General features: G+C 52.2%; 12 protein-coding genes. 7 read left to right on the forward strand and 5 right to left on the reverse strand.

The window, feature by feature from the left end; all coding sequences use genetic code 11:
- Positions 1-3 precede the first annotated feature (3 nt).
- The 5 genes from DEV76_RS10490 (at position 4) to DEV76_RS10510 (ending at position 9,531) form a co-directional block, all read left to right on the forward strand.
- Positions 4-1,989, forward strand: coding sequence for a tetratricopeptide repeat-containing sensor histidine kinase (locus DEV76_RS10490; RefSeq protein ID WP_109697858.1), 1,986 nt, complete (start codon positions 4-6; stop codon positions 1,987-1,989).
- A 480-nt stretch (positions 1,990-2,469) separates the two neighbouring features.
- Entirely contained in the window at positions 2,470-5,493 is a 3,024-nt protein-coding gene (locus tag DEV76_RS10495) for a SusC/RagA family TonB-linked outer membrane protein (RefSeq protein ID WP_232826924.1), read from the forward strand.
- A gap of 11 nt (positions 5,494-5,504) precedes the next feature.
- Positions 5,505-7,235 (forward strand): RagB/SusD family nutrient uptake outer membrane protein, encoded by a 1,731-nt coding sequence (locus tag DEV76_RS10500; RefSeq protein ID WP_109697860.1) that lies wholly within the window; start codon positions 5,505-5,507, stop codon positions 7,233-7,235.
- Positions 7,236-7,331: 96 nt separating this feature from the next.
- A complete protein-coding gene (locus tag DEV76_RS10505; protein ID WP_232826925.1) occupies positions 7,332-9,167 on the forward strand; it encodes an ABC transporter ATP-binding protein in 1,836 nt (611 codons plus the stop codon).
- Between the two features lie 49 nt (positions 9,168-9,216).
- Positions 9,217-9,531 (forward strand): DUF3817 domain-containing protein, encoded by a 315-nt coding sequence (locus DEV76_RS10510; protein ID WP_109697862.1) that lies wholly within the window; start codon positions 9,217-9,219, stop codon positions 9,529-9,531.
- Positions 9,532-10,055: 524 nt separating this feature from the next.
- On the opposite strand, the gene DEV76_RS10515 is transcribed toward DEV76_RS10510, so the two are convergent.
- A complete protein-coding gene (locus DEV76_RS10515) occupies positions 10,056-10,553 on the reverse strand; it encodes a DinB family protein (protein WP_109697863.1) in 498 nt (165 codons plus the stop codon).
- A 112-nt stretch (positions 10,554-10,665) separates the two neighbouring features.
- Here DEV76_RS10515 and DEV76_RS10520 point away from each other — a divergent pair, with 112 nt between their 5' ends.
- Positions 10,666-11,100, forward strand: coding sequence for a hypothetical protein (locus DEV76_RS10520; RefSeq protein WP_109697864.1), 435 nt, complete (start codon positions 10,666-10,668; stop codon positions 11,098-11,100).
- Between the two features lie 4 nt (positions 11,101-11,104).
- On the opposite strand, the gene dusB is transcribed toward DEV76_RS10520, so the two are convergent.
- The 4 genes from dusB to DEV76_RS10540 are packed head-to-tail and all read right to left on the reverse strand — an operon-like array spanning position 11,105 to position 14,303.
- Positions 11,105-12,142 (reverse strand): tRNA dihydrouridine synthase DusB, encoded by a 1,038-nt coding sequence (gene dusB, locus DEV76_RS10525; RefSeq protein WP_109697865.1) that lies wholly within the window; start codon positions 12,140-12,142, stop codon positions 11,105-11,107.
- Positions 12,143-12,165: 23 nt separating this feature from the next.
- Positions 12,166-12,897, reverse strand: coding sequence for a metallophosphoesterase family protein (locus tag DEV76_RS10530; protein WP_109697866.1), 732 nt, complete (start codon positions 12,895-12,897; stop codon positions 12,166-12,168).
- Positions 12,898-12,914: 17 nt separating this feature from the next.
- Positions 12,915-13,490 carry a GNAT family N-acetyltransferase gene (locus tag DEV76_RS10535; protein WP_109697867.1) on the reverse strand — a complete coding sequence of 192 codons (576 nt, stop codon included), beginning with the start codon at positions 13,488-13,490 and terminating at the stop codon, positions 12,915-12,917.
- 18 nt (positions 13,491-13,508) lie between these two features.
- Complete coding sequence (locus DEV76_RS10540) at positions 13,509-14,303, reverse strand: helix-turn-helix domain-containing protein (protein WP_109697868.1); 795 nt, start codon at positions 14,301-14,303, stop codon at positions 13,509-13,511.
- A gap of 184 nt (positions 14,304-14,487) precedes the next feature.
- Here DEV76_RS10540 and DEV76_RS10545 point away from each other — a divergent pair, with 184 nt between their 5' ends.
- On the forward strand, positions 14,488-15,993 hold the full coding sequence (locus DEV76_RS10545) for an arylsulfatase (protein WP_109698175.1): 1,506 nt from the start codon (positions 14,488-14,490) through the stop codon (positions 15,991-15,993).
- Positions 15,994-16,003 lie beyond the last annotated feature (10 nt).

The raw sequence follows: 16,003 nt of genomic DNA on the forward strand, positions 1-16,003 counted from the left end.
GCCATGTCAAATCTGCTTCATACCATATTCCGCTACTGCCTGACAGCAGTTATCTTCCTGCAGGCAATACCGCTGCATGCGCAGTCTGTCAGGGAATTGCAGGAAACGCACCGTAAAAGGATTGCGGAAGCTGCGAGTGACACGGCCCGGGTAAACCGGCTTATCAAATACTCCATCGCCCTGTTCGATGTGTTGCCCGATTCCGGTTATGCAGTTACGCACGAAGCACTGGCGCTTAGTCAGAAGGCCGGATATGTGTATGGCATTGCACGGGCTAACCAGATGATCGGGCAGCTGAGTCTTTTCGCTGGCCTGTATGATTCCAGCAGAAGGGCCTTTGGGCGTGCGCTGGATGCTTACCGGCAGATCAATGACAGTGCCAACATCGCGCGGGTGCTGACAGGCTTTGGATATAATTATATTGAGTCCGGGAAATCGGATTCCGCTGCGGAACATTTCCTCGCAGCCATTAAAATGGTGCCTTATGAGGATTCACTGGTAAAAGCCCATCCCTATAACGGGCTATCCCTCGCGTTCTTTAACATGGGTCAGCATGAGAAAGGTTTGTATTACAACCGGGAAAGCGGGCGGATGTATGCCCTCCGCAAGGATACCGGTAACTGGATCAGGATGATCATCAACCGGGGCGATCTCATGGAGGATATCAACCGCCTGCCGGATGCCCTGACAGCCTATCACGAAGCCATGCAGCTGAGCGACCTTAAAGGCGATGCCCTCAACCGGTACATCAGCCGTGTGGGGATCGGAGAAATACTTTCCGCCAATCCTGCAAAGAAGGATTCCGCCCTTGCCTACCTGAAAGCGGCGGAAAAAATATCCCAAACAATACAGATAGTGCCCCTGCACCAAAGCACGCTCTACATGGCACTGGGCAAAGTGTATTACACTGCGGGCGATTTTTCCATGGCGGAACATTATGGCAACGAAGCACTGGTGTATACCCGGCGTTCCGGGCAAGTGTCTGCACTGATGGAGAACTTCCTGCTTTTGACGAACATTTACATACAGCTGGGTAAAAGACCAGCATCGCTGGAAGCACTGGCGGCTTATGTGATGTACCGCGACAGCCTCCAGAAAACCGATGTGGCCACGAAAGTAAATGAACTGGAAACGAAATACCGTACGCTGGAAAAAGATAAATCGCTGGCAGAGCAGCAGCTGTCGATCACGAAGAAAGACCTGGAGATCCGCAAAACAGGCCTGCTGATAACGGCCCTTGCAGCAGGACTTATACTGCTGATGGCCCTCACCGGCGGATTGTACCTCCATTACCGGCAGAAACAGCAGTTACAACAGCAGCAGCTGCATTTGTTGCATAAGGAATCGGAACTGGCTATGACGAAGGCAACCATGGAAGGGGAGGAGAAGGAACGCGCCCGCATATCCCGGAGCCTGCACGATGGTGCGGGAGCTACCTTGTCGGGTGTGAAACTGTACCTGTCTTCCCTCGAAATGCAATACAGGGACCTTTCCGGTTCCACATCCTACCGCGATACGCTGGGATTGCTCAACGATGCGGTGGCAGAGATCCGGGATACATCGCACAACCTCATGCCAAGGCTCCTGTATGAAGAAGGACTGGATGCCGCCGCCAGGGCTTATTGCGAAAAGATGGGCCGTAATAATGCATTGAAGATCGCTTATTATTCACTGGGCGAACATGTGCGTTTCCATCGGCCTTATGAACTGATGATCTACCGTATGCTGCAGGAGCTGCTGGGGAATGTGATTAAACACGCCGCGGCAACCCACGTAATCGTTCAGCTCGAATGCCGGCCTGATCTCTTTACCCTGATGGTGGAAGACGATGGGAATGGTATGAGCAGGGAGAAAGAAGCCGCAGGGATAGGATTATACAGTATCAAAACCCGTGTGGATGCATTTCAGGGATATACGGATGTACAGACTTCTGATGAAGGCACCACCGTAAGCCTCGTGTTCCCGGTACACTTACTCATTACGGGATAATTGATGCTGCCTGCCTTGGTTGAATTTTGCTTTTGTCTGACCGTTTTTTAGCATATCCCCGGTTTGAAAACCATCCTGCATTGTCCGGTTCATAATTTTTTATATTATTGTTAACACATGGGGATTGACAACGCAGCACCAGACCACGAACCCAGCCTTGTCATTCACCACAGCCACGATTAGAAAAAGCGTTACACGTATGATCTGATACAATTATCATTCAAAATCGAGCAACAGGTACTACCACTTTTACCTGCCGCCGCAGCAGCCCGGCAGCATTTCTATTGTCTGATTATTAAAGCCACTTTGAATCGCAGTCAGTTTCCGTTACCAACAGGTAACTTTTTTTAAAAACCCAATTACAATCGATTGAATCTTTGCTTTGCATGGCTTTAAAAAAGCTGTGCGGGAAAGCTATATGCCTTGTATTTCTACCATTTTTCCTTCCACATTTTAATAACTGATCAAATGAATGTTAAGATGCTAGACCGCTTGCTAAAAAGATGCCTGCTGGCCATGGTGGCCACCTGCATGTATGCCGCAGCAAGCGCCCAGTCAGTAACAGGCCGCGTTACGGATGTAGGGAACGCCCCGCTGGCAGGCGTTTCAGTTCGCAGCAGCGATGGCGCTAAAGCCACACAAACCAATGAAAAAGGCGAGTTCACTCTCGCAGTAGCTGCCGGAACCGTCCTGAAACTGAGTTACATCGGCTTCAAACCGCAGGAAATCACTTACAACGGCAGTCCTTTACAGATCATCATGGAACGGCAGGCGGAAACGCTCGTTACCGACGTGGTGGTAATAGGCTACGGCACGGCCCGCAAAAAAGACGTGACCGGCACCACCGCCCGCGCTAACCTCGCAGCTTTCAAAGAATCCCCCAACGTCAATATCCTCCAGTCGCTGCAGGGTTCCGTACCCGGACTGAACGTAGGCGCCGTAACCAGGGCAGGTACCAGTCCTTCGGTAACCATCCGCGGCCGCACTTCCATCAGCGGCACCGCCAACCCGCTCATTGTGCTCGACGGGATCATTTTCCGCGGTAACCTCAACGATATCAATCCGGCAGATATTGCCTCGGTAGATGTACTCAAAGACGCCAGTGCTACAGCCATCTACGGCTCCCAGGCTTCCAACGGGGTACTGCTCATGACCACCAAAACAGGCCGTGCAGGCAAAAAGCCCACTGTCTCCTACAATGGTGCACTCACCCTCTCGCAGGTATCCAACAAGGATATGCTGCCCATGAATAAAGACGGATTTCTGCAGTTTGTGGCCGACCGCTGGATCAGCGAAAGCCGTACCGGTACCGATCTCACCACGCCCAATCCCAACTGGGATGTGCTGAGCAGGCTCTCCGCAGAATCTGCCAAAGGCTACCAGGCCGGCAGGGTTACCAACTGGTGGGATCTGCTCACCAACAGCAACCCCCTTATGCAGAACCACGATATCAGCATCGCCGGGCGCTCAGAAACTACTTCCTACTTCTTCTCCCTCGGCTACACCAACCAGGAAAACGTGGTGGTGAACGATAACTATAAGCGGTACAGCTTCCGTGTGAACCTCGAGAACAAGGTTACCAGCTGGCTGAAAGCAGGTGTGCAGGCAAGCTATGGTATCAGCGATTATTCAGGCGTGTCGCCCACGCTGAACAATATCATGCGTTTCACTCCCTACCTTCCGGCCTACGATTCTACCGGCAAGCCCGTGCGCCTGCCCGATGGCTCTATCCTCAACCCGCTCCTCGAAACGGAACAGAAAAACTTCGACAAGCGCCGTAACCTCTTCGGCCTGTTGTATGCAGATGTTACCATCCCCTGGATCAAAGGATTGAATTACCGCATCAATTTCGGCAACAACTATATCACGGAGCAGCAGTTCAACTTCAACCTGTACGGCGCCAACTTCACCGGCAGCGGCAGCAAAATGAACTCTTCCGAGTATAACCAGACGCTGGATAACATCTTCAGCTACCGCAATGAGTTCGGCGACCATGGCATCAACGCCACGTTTGTATACGGTTATGAAAAGCGTAACTACGAACAAACCAATGCCAATGCCAGCAACTTCGCCAACCCGGCTCTCGGATATAACAGCCTTGAAGCGGGCCAGCCCAGCCTTCAGACCGTGAACTCCGATGCCTGGAAGGAAGCGAGCCTGTACCAGATGTACCGCCTCATCTATTCCTACAAAGACCGCTACGTACTCACCGGTACCGTCCGCAACGATGGTTTCTCCGGCTTCGGTCCTGAAAACAAAACGGGTGTGTTCCCTTCCGCCGCCTTCGCATGGCGTATTATTGAAGAGCCATGGGCTAAAGAAAGACTGGGACCGGTTGATGACCTGAAGCTCCGTGTGAGCTATGGCTCCAACGGTAACCGTACTGTAGGCCGCTACCAGACCCTTTCCCGCATGAACGCTTCCGTAGCCAACGGTTACCTCTTCGGGGATAACGCACTGGCGCAGCAGGGGCAGGGCATCGCCAGTCTTGCCAACAGCGGGCTGAAATGGGAAACCACTAAAACCCTCAACTTCGGGCTCGACTTCTCCCTCTACAGCGGCCGCCTCTCCGGAGAGGTGAACTACTATACCGCACAAACCTCCAACCTGCTGTATACTGTCAACATTCCTTCCATCAACGGGCAGACCAGCATCCCCTTCAACATCGGTAAGCTGGATAACAAAGGCATAGAGCTGGCGCTGAACGGTACACCGGTAAGGAACAAAGATTTCAGCTGGGATATCAACGGCAGCTTCTCCCTCAACCGCAACAAAGTGGTGAGCATTACGGGTATCGATGCGAATAAAGACGGGCGCGAAGATGACCTCGTGTCTTCCAAAATCTTTATCGGCAAGCCATATGGCGTGGCGTACGATTACAACATCATTGGCATGTGGCAGGTGGCGGATCATAACGCAGGCATCATCCCCGGCGGCTTTACCTACGGTACCTATAAAGTGGAAGACGTGAATGGGGATGGCAGTTACACTGCGGCGGCAGACCGTAAGATCCTCGGCTACTCCGACCCCTCTTACCGGTTCAGCATCCTCAACACACTTCGATACAAAGCGTTTGAATTTAAAATGTTCGTGAACTCCATTCAGGGTGGTAAAAAGTACTACTACGGCCAGCCGGGTACCACATTACCCAACCCGGATAACATGCGCTATAACAACTTCTTCAAGTTCGATTACTGGACGCCGGAAAACCCTAATGCCCGCTTCCGCCAGATCGGTTATTACACTACCGCCCTCGGAGAAACGTTTTCGCCTTATGTACAACGGAGCTTTGTACGGCTGCAGGACGTAACGCTTAGCTACACCCTGCCTGCCTCCATCACGCAAAAGCTGAAAGTGAACCGGCTGAGCGCTTACCTCAATGGCAAGAACCTGCTCACTTTCACGGATTGGGATGGCTGGGATCCTGAAACGGGTACCGGTCTCGACATCTCGGCTTACCCCGTGCTCAGGAGCTATACTGTTGGTTTAAATGTTGAATTCTAAACACCGAACGCATGAAAAAGATTATCCGATACGGCTGCATGACCGCACTCGCCATTATGTCTGCCGCCAGTTGCAATACCAAAGAATTTCTCAAAGAGGAACCGCTCGATTTTTATACGCCCGACAATGCGCTTAAAACCAGTGCCGATTTCCAGTCGGCCGTGAATTACCTGCACAACCGCATGAGGCATATCCTGTTCGGCGGCATCAACCTCGATGCGAATTTCTCACTCCGCTATGCTACCGACTTTGCCGTGAACGCCACGGATTACAATCCGCCGGTGAAGCTGAACGATTATAAGAACACCATGGTGCCCACGTTCAACGTAGTGGAAGTGATCTGGCAAAACGTGTATACCGTGATCTCCAACGCCAATGTGGTGATTAACCGCGCACCCAAAGCCACGGGCCTTTCCGAAGCTGATCGTAACCTCTTTAAAGCACAGGCCCAGTTCTTCCGTGCATGGGGTTACAATATGCTCGCCAACCTCTACGGCGGTGTGCCCATTATGACGGAAGAAGTATCCGTGCCGCGGACTGATTATGTTCGTGCCACCCGCGATGAGGTGTACCAGCTCTGCCGCAAAGACCTTACAGAAGCCATCGCTTTTCTGAAGAATGTGGAAACGGTGAAAGATGGTGCGGTGAATAAACAGGCGGCGCAACATCTGCTGACGGAAGTACTGATCTCCCTCAAAGCATACGACGATGCCATTGCCACTGCCACACAGGTCATCAATCACCCGGCGCTTACACTGATGACGGCCCGCTTCGGGCGGCGGTCTGATAAACCCGGGGATGTATACCGCGACCTCTTTGAACTGAACAACCAGAACCGCACCAGCGGTAATAAGGAAGGGATCTTCGTTATCCAGACGGATTACCTGAACCCCGCATCTCCCGCACGCGATGTGATTCAATGGGCTATTATGCCCAATATCACCAACCTGCGGGTGAACACTTCCGTGAACGGGGCGCCGCCAACCAGTCAGCCAGCCATGCTTGGCTTTAACGATCAGCTGGCAGGACGGGGCATTGGCTGGATACGGCCTACCAAACATTTCCTGTACACCATCTGGGGAGACCCCAACGATATCAGGAACAGCGAGTACAACATCGTCCGCGATTTCAGGATGGATGGCGTACCGGCCAATTCCGATGCATATGGCAAATGGTATGTGAAAGACGGCTTCAAAGCTAAAGCCACCAACTTCAACGATACCATCCGCAACTGGTACCCCATCCTGAAGAAAGCCACTTTCTCGGAAGGCGACTTCCCCATTGAAGTGATTCAGAAAGATGCGAACGGCAACCCCATCATGTCTCCCTTCGGCGGCCGCATGCTGTTTAACGCCAGCGGCGATGTATACAGCAAAGATGCTTACCTCATGCGCCTTGCAGAAACCTACCTGCTGCGGGCCGAAGCGTATATCCGCAAAGGTGACGCCGGCAGTGCTGCCACCGATATCAATAAAGTACGCGCCCGTTCTAATGCTGCGGCTGTGAATGCAGGGGATGTGAATATGGATTACCTGCTCGATGAAAGACTGCGGGAATTGTATGTGGAAGAACTGCGGATGGTGACGCTGTGCAGGATGGGACTGCTGTACGACCGCGATAAGAAGTACAACGAGAAGTCGGGCCTTACCATTGAACCGTACCATAACCTCTGGCCGATTCCTTTCTCGGAAATAGAACGGAATACAGACGCGAAAATTGATCAGAATACCGGATATAAATAATAGTTTGAAAAATTCAATAAGACATCCGCAGGCCTGCAGGGGTTTGCGGATGTCGTTTTTATGGATAATCTGATAATTACGTAACTTCAGTGCCGCATGAGAAGACCCAGCAGAAAACCCGGAGAGCCCGATGTGAGCTTCAGGCAGCGAATGGCAGCATTGAAAAATCTGCCTGCTTTTTTCAGATTGGTATGGCAAACCAGTCCATGGATGACTACCTGGAACATCCTGCTCAGAGCCGTACAATCGGCCACGCCATTAGCATTACTATACGTCAGTAAACTTATAATAGACGAGGTGGTTCGCCTCACGCAAACCCATGGGGATACGGGTTACCGTTATCTCTGGGAGCTGGTGGCGGTGGAATTTGCCCTCGTGATTATTTCCGGTGCGCTGGGAAGGGCTATTGGCCTGGTTGATGGTTTACTGGGCGAGCAGGTAGCCAACCACACTTCCGTGCGCATTATGCAGCACGCCGCTACGCTCGATCTCGATCAGTTTGAAGATTCCGAGTTTTATGATAAGCTGGAACGTGCCCGCCAGCAAACCGCAGGCCGTACCGCCCTGCTGAGCCAGGTACTCTCGCAGGTGCAGGATGTGGTGACCATGATATTCCTTGCCGCAGGCCTGCTCACTTTCAGTCCCTGGCTGATATTGTTACTCCTCGTGGCGGTACTCCCTTCTTTCTTTGCAGAAACGCATTTCAACGACCGCTTTTATGCATTGGCATGGGGAGAAACATCAGCCCGCCGCGAACTGGATTACATCCGCTTCCTCGGTGCCAGCGATGAATCGGTGAAGGAAGTGAAGATTTTCAACCTGAGTCAATACCTCGTAAACCGTTTCAGTCAGCTGGCCAGTAAGTTTTACCTCGACAAGCGGCGCCTTTCCATCCGGTACAACATCTGGGCGGTGGTGTTTTCACTCATCGGCAGCGCGGGGTATTATGCGGCGTATGTTATTATCATCCTTCAAACTGTACGCGGCCAGCTTACGATTGGCGACCTCGCTTTCCTCGGCGGTTCCTTCCGTCAGTTGAGAGGTGTGCTGGAAGGGGTGCTGATGCGATTTACCAGTGTAACGCAGGGTGCCATATACCTGCGCGACCTCTTCGAGTTTTTTGAGATACAGCCCCGCATTACCCATCCTAAAAATGCCCGTCCATTCCCGAACCCCATCCGCGAAGGATTTGTGTTTGAGAATGTAGGTTTCAAATACCTCAATTCCACCCGCTGGGCTAACCGCCATCTGAGTTTTACCCTGCATGCCGGGGAAAAGCTGGCGCTGGTAGGGGAGAACGGGGCGGGTAAAACCACGCTGGTGAAGCTCCTGGCCCGCCTGTACGACCCTTCCGAAGGCCGTATCCTGCTCGATGGTCATGATCTGAAGGAATATGACCTCAACGAGCTGCGCATGCAGGTAGGCGTCATTTTCCAGGACTTCCAGCGGTACCAGATGACCTTCGCGCAAAACATTGCTGTGGGCAACATCGCAGAAATAGAAAATGCTGCGCGGATAGAACAGGCGGCGGAAAAAAGTATGGCCGACATGTTGTATCCCCGCCTTCCCGGTGGCTTCGGGCAAATGCTGGGGCGCCGCTTCGCTAATGGGGTGGAACTTTCCGGTGGTGAATGGCAGAAAGTTGCCCTAGCCCGGGCCTACATGAAAAATGCCCAGCTCCTCATCCTCGACGAACCTACTGCCGCCCTCGATGCCCGTGCGGAATATGAAGTTTTCCAGCGCTTCGCGGATCTTACAAGAGGGAAGTCTGCCGTGCTCATTTCGCACCGTTTCTCTACCGTCCGCATGGCCGACCGCATATTGGTGCTGGAAGGCGGTGAGCTGCTGGAAATCGGTACGCATGAAGAGCTGATTGCTAAAAAAGGGCGGTACGAAGAATTATTTACACTACAGGCAGCCGGTTACCGGTAAACTGATCATAATCATATTTCGGAAAACGATTCCGGCGTAGGTTTGCGCCATGGAAAAACAAGCATCCGGGCAGCAGCATGCCCGCTCCATCAAACGTTTCCGTATCATCGCCTGGCTCGAAGGGATTTCCTTCCTTGCCATCCTCTTCATTTCCATGCCGTTGAAGTACATCTGGGAGCAGCCCTGGCTGAACCAGCAGCTGGGTATGGCCCACGGCCTGCTCTTTGTGCTGTACGTTGTACTGGTCATTGAGATGAAAATGGTGCTGCAATGGTCCCTGAAAAAGACCGCCATCGCCATGGGTGCTTCCATAGTACCCTTCGGAACCTTTTTCATCAACGAAAAGTGGATCCACCGTCCGTAGTATTCTCTATCTTTCTTTAGTATATTTAGGCAAGCAAAAAAGGGCTGTTTCTTCTGAAACGGCCCTTTCTCATTTTACTTTTAGCATTATAGGGGGCATTTATGCCATCCTTCTGCCGTACTACCTTCACCTTTCCTCCGGTCTGCTTCCACAGCTGATGCATATTTACTTCAGGGTTACTTAAGGTTTACTTAAGGGTTAATGTAGGTATAATGTAGGTATGCGATATTCAAAAGTATCTATAACCCTTTACTGTATTGGATTTCACTAAATGTATACCCTATGTTTAGTACAATGTTACGCTCTTTATATACATGAATGCGAGTATTGTATCAGTATTTAGTTAAAATATAATCACTTTAAATGGGCTTGTTCAGATGACCTAAAGTAAGTACCCATTAATTACCCATTATGCGCCTTGTAAGCCATGATTAAACTATCATGATCGCAGGTGACAACCCGGAATAAAAAAAGGCCGCTCCATGGTATGAAGCAGCCTGGTGAATGGTTGAGTATGCTTTGCATTACATTGCAGGCTCGTCTGCACTGGGGCCGTAGCTGCCGGGGATGGGCACATCCAGCAGGCGGAGGTATACTCCCAGCTGAGCCCTGTGGTGCACAATCTGGTTGTAAGCCATGCGGATCACTTCCGATTTGGGATTTACAGCATGGATCTGGTCGCCGGTACGCAGCGTCCAGGGTTTGCTGAAAGTAGATTCATCTGCGCTTTCGAGGCTGGTACGGCCTTCTTCCAGTGCCTTTTCATGAATATCAAGAAGGTCCTGCGCGCTGCTTACAGGTGTGGGCGTCCAGTCCATACCGGCAAAATCCAGCTCATCGGTTTCTATAGCCATCTTTGTCCAGGTGGGGAGCTCTGCGATATGGGTGGCAAGCGTACGTATGTCCATGCTTTTGGGATGCGGGCGCCAGTCCAGTTTATCGGTAGGAATACGGCCCAGCATTTTGCGGGTGGTTTCGGCTTCGCGGGCCATTTCTTTCAGCAGTGTGGGAATAGTTGCCATAATAATCAGGTTTTTATTGGTTTGATGAAACAAAGATGCGATGGGGGTTTGACAGCCTTATGTCAGCAGGGTTCAACTTTTTTTCTGTAGATTGGGAAAAATTATGTGCTCCATGCGTATTGCTGTTTTACTGTCACTCCCGGTTATGATGATCGCCTGCCAATCGTCTCCTTCCAATCAGCAGGCTGCTGAAAGCGAAGCCAGCGCGCATTGTTACCGGAAAGTAACCGGGCGCGACACCTTTGTTTTACAACTGGTGGTGAACGATGGAGACGTAAAAGGGGTACTGGAATATGATTTTCATGAGAAAGACGGCAACACCGGAACGGTGGATGGCGCTTTGAAGGATAATATTTTCAGGGGCACTTACCACTTTAAAAGTGAAGGTGTAACGAGCGACAGGCCCGTTATCTTCAAAATGATGGGCGATCAGTTGTATGAAGCCCTGGCGGATAGTGCCGATGCCAATGGCATACCGGTATTCGCGGCAGAAGATGCGCGTTTGCGCTTCGATCCTTCTCCTTACACTAAAGCAGCCTGCGAATAGGCTTTTACAGCGGACAATTTTCGTGGTAGTTGATGAGCTGGATGGGTTTCTTCTCCATCTCGAAGCCGTCGTATGCCAGTAAGATCTCATCGAGTACGGCATGGATCTCTTCCGGATCGGTGAGGGTTACGAGGCGGCTGCGGTATTCCTTGATGCCGGGGAGGCTTTTCAGGTACGTGAGGTAATGGCGGCGCATGTTGTAAATGCCTGCCACGGGGCCTTTCCATTGCAGGGATTTCACCAGCTGCTGCCTGCATACCGCTATGCGTTCTGCCACGGTAGGTGCGGGTAATTCTTCGCCGGTATTGAGGAAGTGGCGTATTTCCCGGAAGATCCAGGGATAGCCGATGGCGGCGCGGCCTACCATGATCCCGTCTATTCCATAACGGTTTTTATACTCCAGTGCTTTCTGCGGACTGTCGATATCCCCGTTTCCGAAGATGGGAATTTTGATGCGGGGATTGTTTTTGACTTTGGCGATGAGCGACCAGTCGGCCTCGCCCTTATACATCTGGCAGCGGGTGCGGCCGTGAATGGTGAGGGCTTTGATACCGGCATCCTGGAGCATTTCTGCCACGGTTTCGATGTTTTTGGTATCATCATCCCAGCCGAGGCGAGTTTTAACCGTAACGGGCAGGGAAGTGGCTTTAACGACGGCGGCGGTGAGCCTTTGCATCAGCTGCATATCTTTCAGCACACCTGAGCCGGCGCCCTGGGCTACTATACCTTTAACGGGGCATCCGAAGTTGATATCGAGGAAATCGGGCTGGGTAAGATCTACGATATGGGCGGCCATGGCCATGCGCTTTTCATCGCCCCCGAACAGCTGTACGCCTGCAGGGCGTTCTTCATCGAAGATATCGAGCTTGCGGCGGCATTTGGCGGAATCACCGATAAGCCCTTCGCTGGAAATGAACTCCGTATACAGGAGATCGGCCCCGTTTTCCTTGCAAACCACCCGGAACGGCGGATCGCTCACGTCTTCCATGGGTGCCAGGAGAAGCGGGAATTCCGGCAGCGTTATATGTTCGATTCTTACCATCGCGGCCGCAAAATTACGAAAAATCAGGTATTCCGGCCTTTTTCACCGGGATAGAGGTACTGCACCGTATCGCTCTGGATACATTCTTTAGTCCGCAGGTCCATGGCGGTGAGCTTTCCATTGAACCCGGCGCCGGTATCCACATTCCATACGTTTCCGGCATGCATGGGCATGAACTGGCCGTAGTTGATGGTAGGGGTATGCCCGATGAATATTTCACTGAAGAGTCGCAGGCGCTTGGGATAGCGGATATCCGTAGTACTGAGCTTGGGATCGAGGGAGAGGGCCATTTCCCATAAGGTACGGTCCCACATGTAGTTATACTGATACCGCTCGTAATCCGGGCCGTGCATGGATGCGAAGCCGGCATGGATGTAGAGGCGGTTATGCTCGTCTGTATAAAATTGCCGCATGCGGCGGTAGAAAGCGAGGTGTGCCTTGCGGACTTCGGGCGTCAGCTTTTCATAGCTGGCCACCGTAGCCTTTCCGCCATGCTGCAGCCAGAGGTCGGATGCAGGTTCCCCTGCCAGCCACGATTCGCACCAGGCATCGTGGTTACCACGGAGGAAGATGCAGGTACAACGCTGTTCCAGCTCCATCATATAAGCGATGGTTTCGGCGGACTGTGACCATCCGTCTACATAATCGCCCAGGAATATCAGCCGGTCGCCGGGGAGGGGATGTATTTTTTCTATGATCTGGTGCAGGGCTTTATAAGCACCGTGAATATCGCCTATCGCAAAGGTTCTGCTCATGTGGCAGCGAATTTACGCTATTTGCCGTTATCCTGTTTGTTACGGAATGGAGTTAAAAGGGTATACACCGATATATCGAGGTATTGGCCCTCGAAATACTGCGCTTCCCGGAAAAATCCTTCTTTCACAAACCCTGCATGGTTCAGCACTTTCTCGCTGGCCACGTTCACCGGGTCAATAATGGCTTCCACAGAATGCAGGCGGTACGTTTCAAATCCATGATGGAGCACGGCGGCAAGGGCTTCACGGATAATGCCTTTACCATGATAACCATCGTGCAGCATATATCCCACCTCTGCGCGGTGGGCAGCCGCATTCAGTTTCACATAGCCGATCACGCCGATCACTTTATCTTCTCCTTTCAGCGTAATACCCCAGTTAATGGCCTCGTTCTGCTCCGCCAGTTTCAGGAACCTGTCAATCAGTTCCTTTGCATCTTCGATAGAAGCGGCCCGCGGCCGGGGAATGAAATGCATCAGGGATGGATGGCCACGGAGGTAAAGGATCTCGCTGGCATCGCCATGATGGATTTGTCTTAGAACCAGCCTGTCTGTTGTGATGTCGGGAACCGGGGTGAGTTGAAACGTAAGCATGCGGCAATTTAACGCAAATCATGCTTCCATAGACAGCTCTTTCTTGTAATTGGTGAAATTCTTCCCCGAAGCGTTCTTAAAGTATTTCGAGAAGTGCGATTTGTCTTCAAACCCCAGGTGGTACGCGATTTCCTTCATGGAATAGTTCTCCCGGTGAGTGGCCAGCATGCGTGCTTCCGACAGTATCCTGCGGCGGATGTGTTCGCTGGCTGTTACGCCAGTCAGCTCCTTGAGGGTGGTATTGAGGTGGTTGGCAGTAACGTGGAGATTACCGGCGTAATCGGTCACTTTTTTGAGGAGGATGAAGTGCTGGTCGAGCTGTGCGAGGAACTGCCTTACCAGTCCGGTTTTACGGTCGGCGGAATATCCGGTACGCGGAGCAGGCAGGCAGCGTGCTATCTGCCGCAGGAGGATCTTGAGGTAATCACGGATCATGTCTAAGCGGTAGGGCCGGTCCGATTCCCATTCCGCGCGGATGAGCTGCAGCAGTTCAAATACCTCGTCCCTTTGTGCAGGCTCTACCTTCAGCACCGGCTTGCCTGCCGCACCCTGGAGGCATAGTTCGTATACGAGGGGGATGTAATGGATGAAATCGTGGGTGAAAGTGAAGGAATGCCCTCTGGCATCGCGGGAGAAAGCGCCCTGGCCTGATGCGGCGCTGCGGATGAAATAGAGGCCCTCGGTTTGTGTGGTGCTGCCTTCGAATAAACAGGCCCCCTGGGTGAGATGCACCAGCTGAATTTCGTTGGAAGCGCCGCCGGTTCGTGCCGGTAATGGTTGCAGACGGAAGGATTCGTTATGACTTGGTTGCATGGGATTGGATTTTGGCAGGATAGAAACGATTGCTGTGCCAGAAGTACATCCCTTCTCTGAAACTCCCGGCAGGTAAGGGTTTTAGAAGTTGATGGCAGTTGTTCGAAATGATCCGGTCCGCGAAATGCCGGTGCCGCCACGAAATATCATGGCACAGGCCGTTGTGGTTTATTATCTTCAGCCCATGAAGCACTGGATCTGCACCAGCCTTCTCCTGCTCGGCGTATTTTCGCAGGAGGTGGCCGCACAGCGTAAGAAGCCCGCGGGCAAAAAGCCGAACATCATCCTCATCTATGCCGATGACCTCGGCGTAGGGGAAGTAGGGGCATACGGACAACAGAAGATCAAAACCCCGCACCTCGACCGGCTTGCCGCGCAGGGTATGAAGTTCAACCGGTTCTATACCAGCACTCCCGTATGCGCTCCCGCACGCTGTATGCTCATGACCGGCCGCCATGGCGGGCATAGTTATATCCGGGGCAATTATGAAATGGGAGGTTTTGCCGATTCGCTGGAAGGCGGACAAATGCCCCTCCCCGAAAACACCCTCACCGTTGCCCGTATGCTCCGGCAGGCAGGTTATAAAACAGGGGCAGTTGGCAAGTGGGGTCTCGGCATGCATACCACCACCGGCGATCCCAACAAACAGGGCTTCGATTATTTCTACGGATACTACGACCAGAAGCAGTCTCATAATTTCTACCCCACACACCTCTGGGAAAACGGGCAATGGGATAGTCTTACAAATCCTCCCATCTACGTACATAAGGCTCTGAACCCGGCTGCTGCTACGGATGAAGATTTCAATCAGTTTAAAGGAAAGGAATATGCTATCGATAAGATGACCGGCAAGGCGCTGGATTTTATCCATCAGAACGCTTCCGGTCCTTTCTTCCTGTATCTGCCTTTCACATTGCCGCATGTATCGCTGCAGGCGCCTGACAGTGCCGTGCAGGCCTATGTAGGGCAGTTCAATGAGAAGCCCTATTATGGCAACAGCGGTTATGCTTCTGCAAAGTATCCCCTCAGCACCTACGCCGCCATGATTACTTACCTCGATACGCAGGTAGGCATTATCCTCGAAGCCATCAAAAAGCAGGGGATAGATGGTGAAACCATCATCCTTTTTTCCAGTGATAACGGCGCTACTTTCAATGGTGGTGTGCAGCCTGCATTCTTCAACAGCGCAGCAGGCCTGCGCGGCTTAAAAATGGATCTTTACGAAGGTGGCATCCGCGAACCGCTTATAGTACGCTGGCCCGGGAAAATACCCGCCGGCAGTACATCATCCCTCATCTCCGTACAATACGACCTGCTGGCTACCTTCGCGGATATCGCAGGAATCCCCGTTCCGGAGAACGATGGTATTTCATTGCTCCCGGAAATGACGGGTAAGTCTTCCAAAACGGCCTCCCGCGAATACCTCTACTTCGAGTATCCCGAAAAGGGTGGCCAGCTCGCCATCCGCATGGGTAAATGGAAAGCAGTGAAAACCGGCCTGAAGCAGGACCCACAAAAGCAATGGGAGCTCTATGACCTCGATACCGACCCCGCAGAGCAGCGCGACCTTGCAGCGCAGCATCCGGCACTGCTTACCCGGTTCGATGCTATTGTGAAGAAGGAGCACCGTCCCGCCCATATCAGGGAATGGGAGATGCTGGATGTGAAGTGGCCGAAGGAAGGGAAGTAACAGCCGGAGC

This window comes from Chitinophaga deserti (genome assembly GCF_003149455.1).
Classification (GTDB): Bacteria; Bacteroidota; Bacteroidia; order Chitinophagales; family Chitinophagaceae; genus Chitinophaga; species Chitinophaga deserti.

Coding starts and splice junctions, on each gene's coding strand:
- DEV76_RS10545 (WP_109698175.1), top strand. CDS start 14,488: ATGAAGCACTGGATCTGCACCAGCCTTCTCCTGCTCGGCGTATTTTCG.
- DEV76_RS10500 (WP_109697860.1), top strand. CDS start 5,505: ATGAAAAAGATTATCCGATACGGCTGCATGACCGCACTCGCCATTATG.
- DEV76_RS10510 (WP_109697862.1), top strand. CDS start 9,217: ATGGAAAAACAAGCATCCGGGCAGCAGCATGCCCGCTCCATCAAACGT.
- dusB (WP_109697865.1), bottom strand. CDS start 12,142: ATGGTAAGAATCGAACATATAACGCTGCCGGAATTCCCGCTTCTCCTG.
- DEV76_RS10540 (WP_109697868.1), bottom strand. CDS start 14,303: ATGCAACCAAGTCATAACGAATCCTTCCGTCTGCAACCATTACCGGCA.
- DEV76_RS10490 (WP_109697858.1), top strand. CDS start 4: ATGTCAAATCTGCTTCATACCATATTCCGCTACTGCCTGACAGCAGTT.
- DEV76_RS10530 (WP_109697866.1), bottom strand. CDS start 12,897: ATGAGCAGAACCTTTGCGATAGGCGATATTCACGGTGCTTATAAAGCC.
- DEV76_RS10535 (WP_109697867.1), bottom strand. CDS start 13,490: ATGCTTACGTTTCAACTCACCCCGGTTCCCGACATCACAACAGACAGG.
- DEV76_RS10505 (WP_232826925.1), top strand. CDS start 7,332: ATGAGAAGACCCAGCAGAAAACCCGGAGAGCCCGATGTGAGCTTCAGG.
- DEV76_RS10520 (WP_109697864.1), top strand. CDS start 10,666: ATGCGTATTGCTGTTTTACTGTCACTCCCGGTTATGATGATCGCCTGC.
- DEV76_RS10495 (WP_232826924.1), top strand. CDS start 2,470: ATGCTAGACCGCTTGCTAAAAAGATGCCTGCTGGCCATGGTGGCCACC.
- DEV76_RS10515 (WP_109697863.1), bottom strand. CDS start 10,553: ATGGCAACTATTCCCACACTGCTGAAAGAAATGGCCCGCGAAGCCGAA.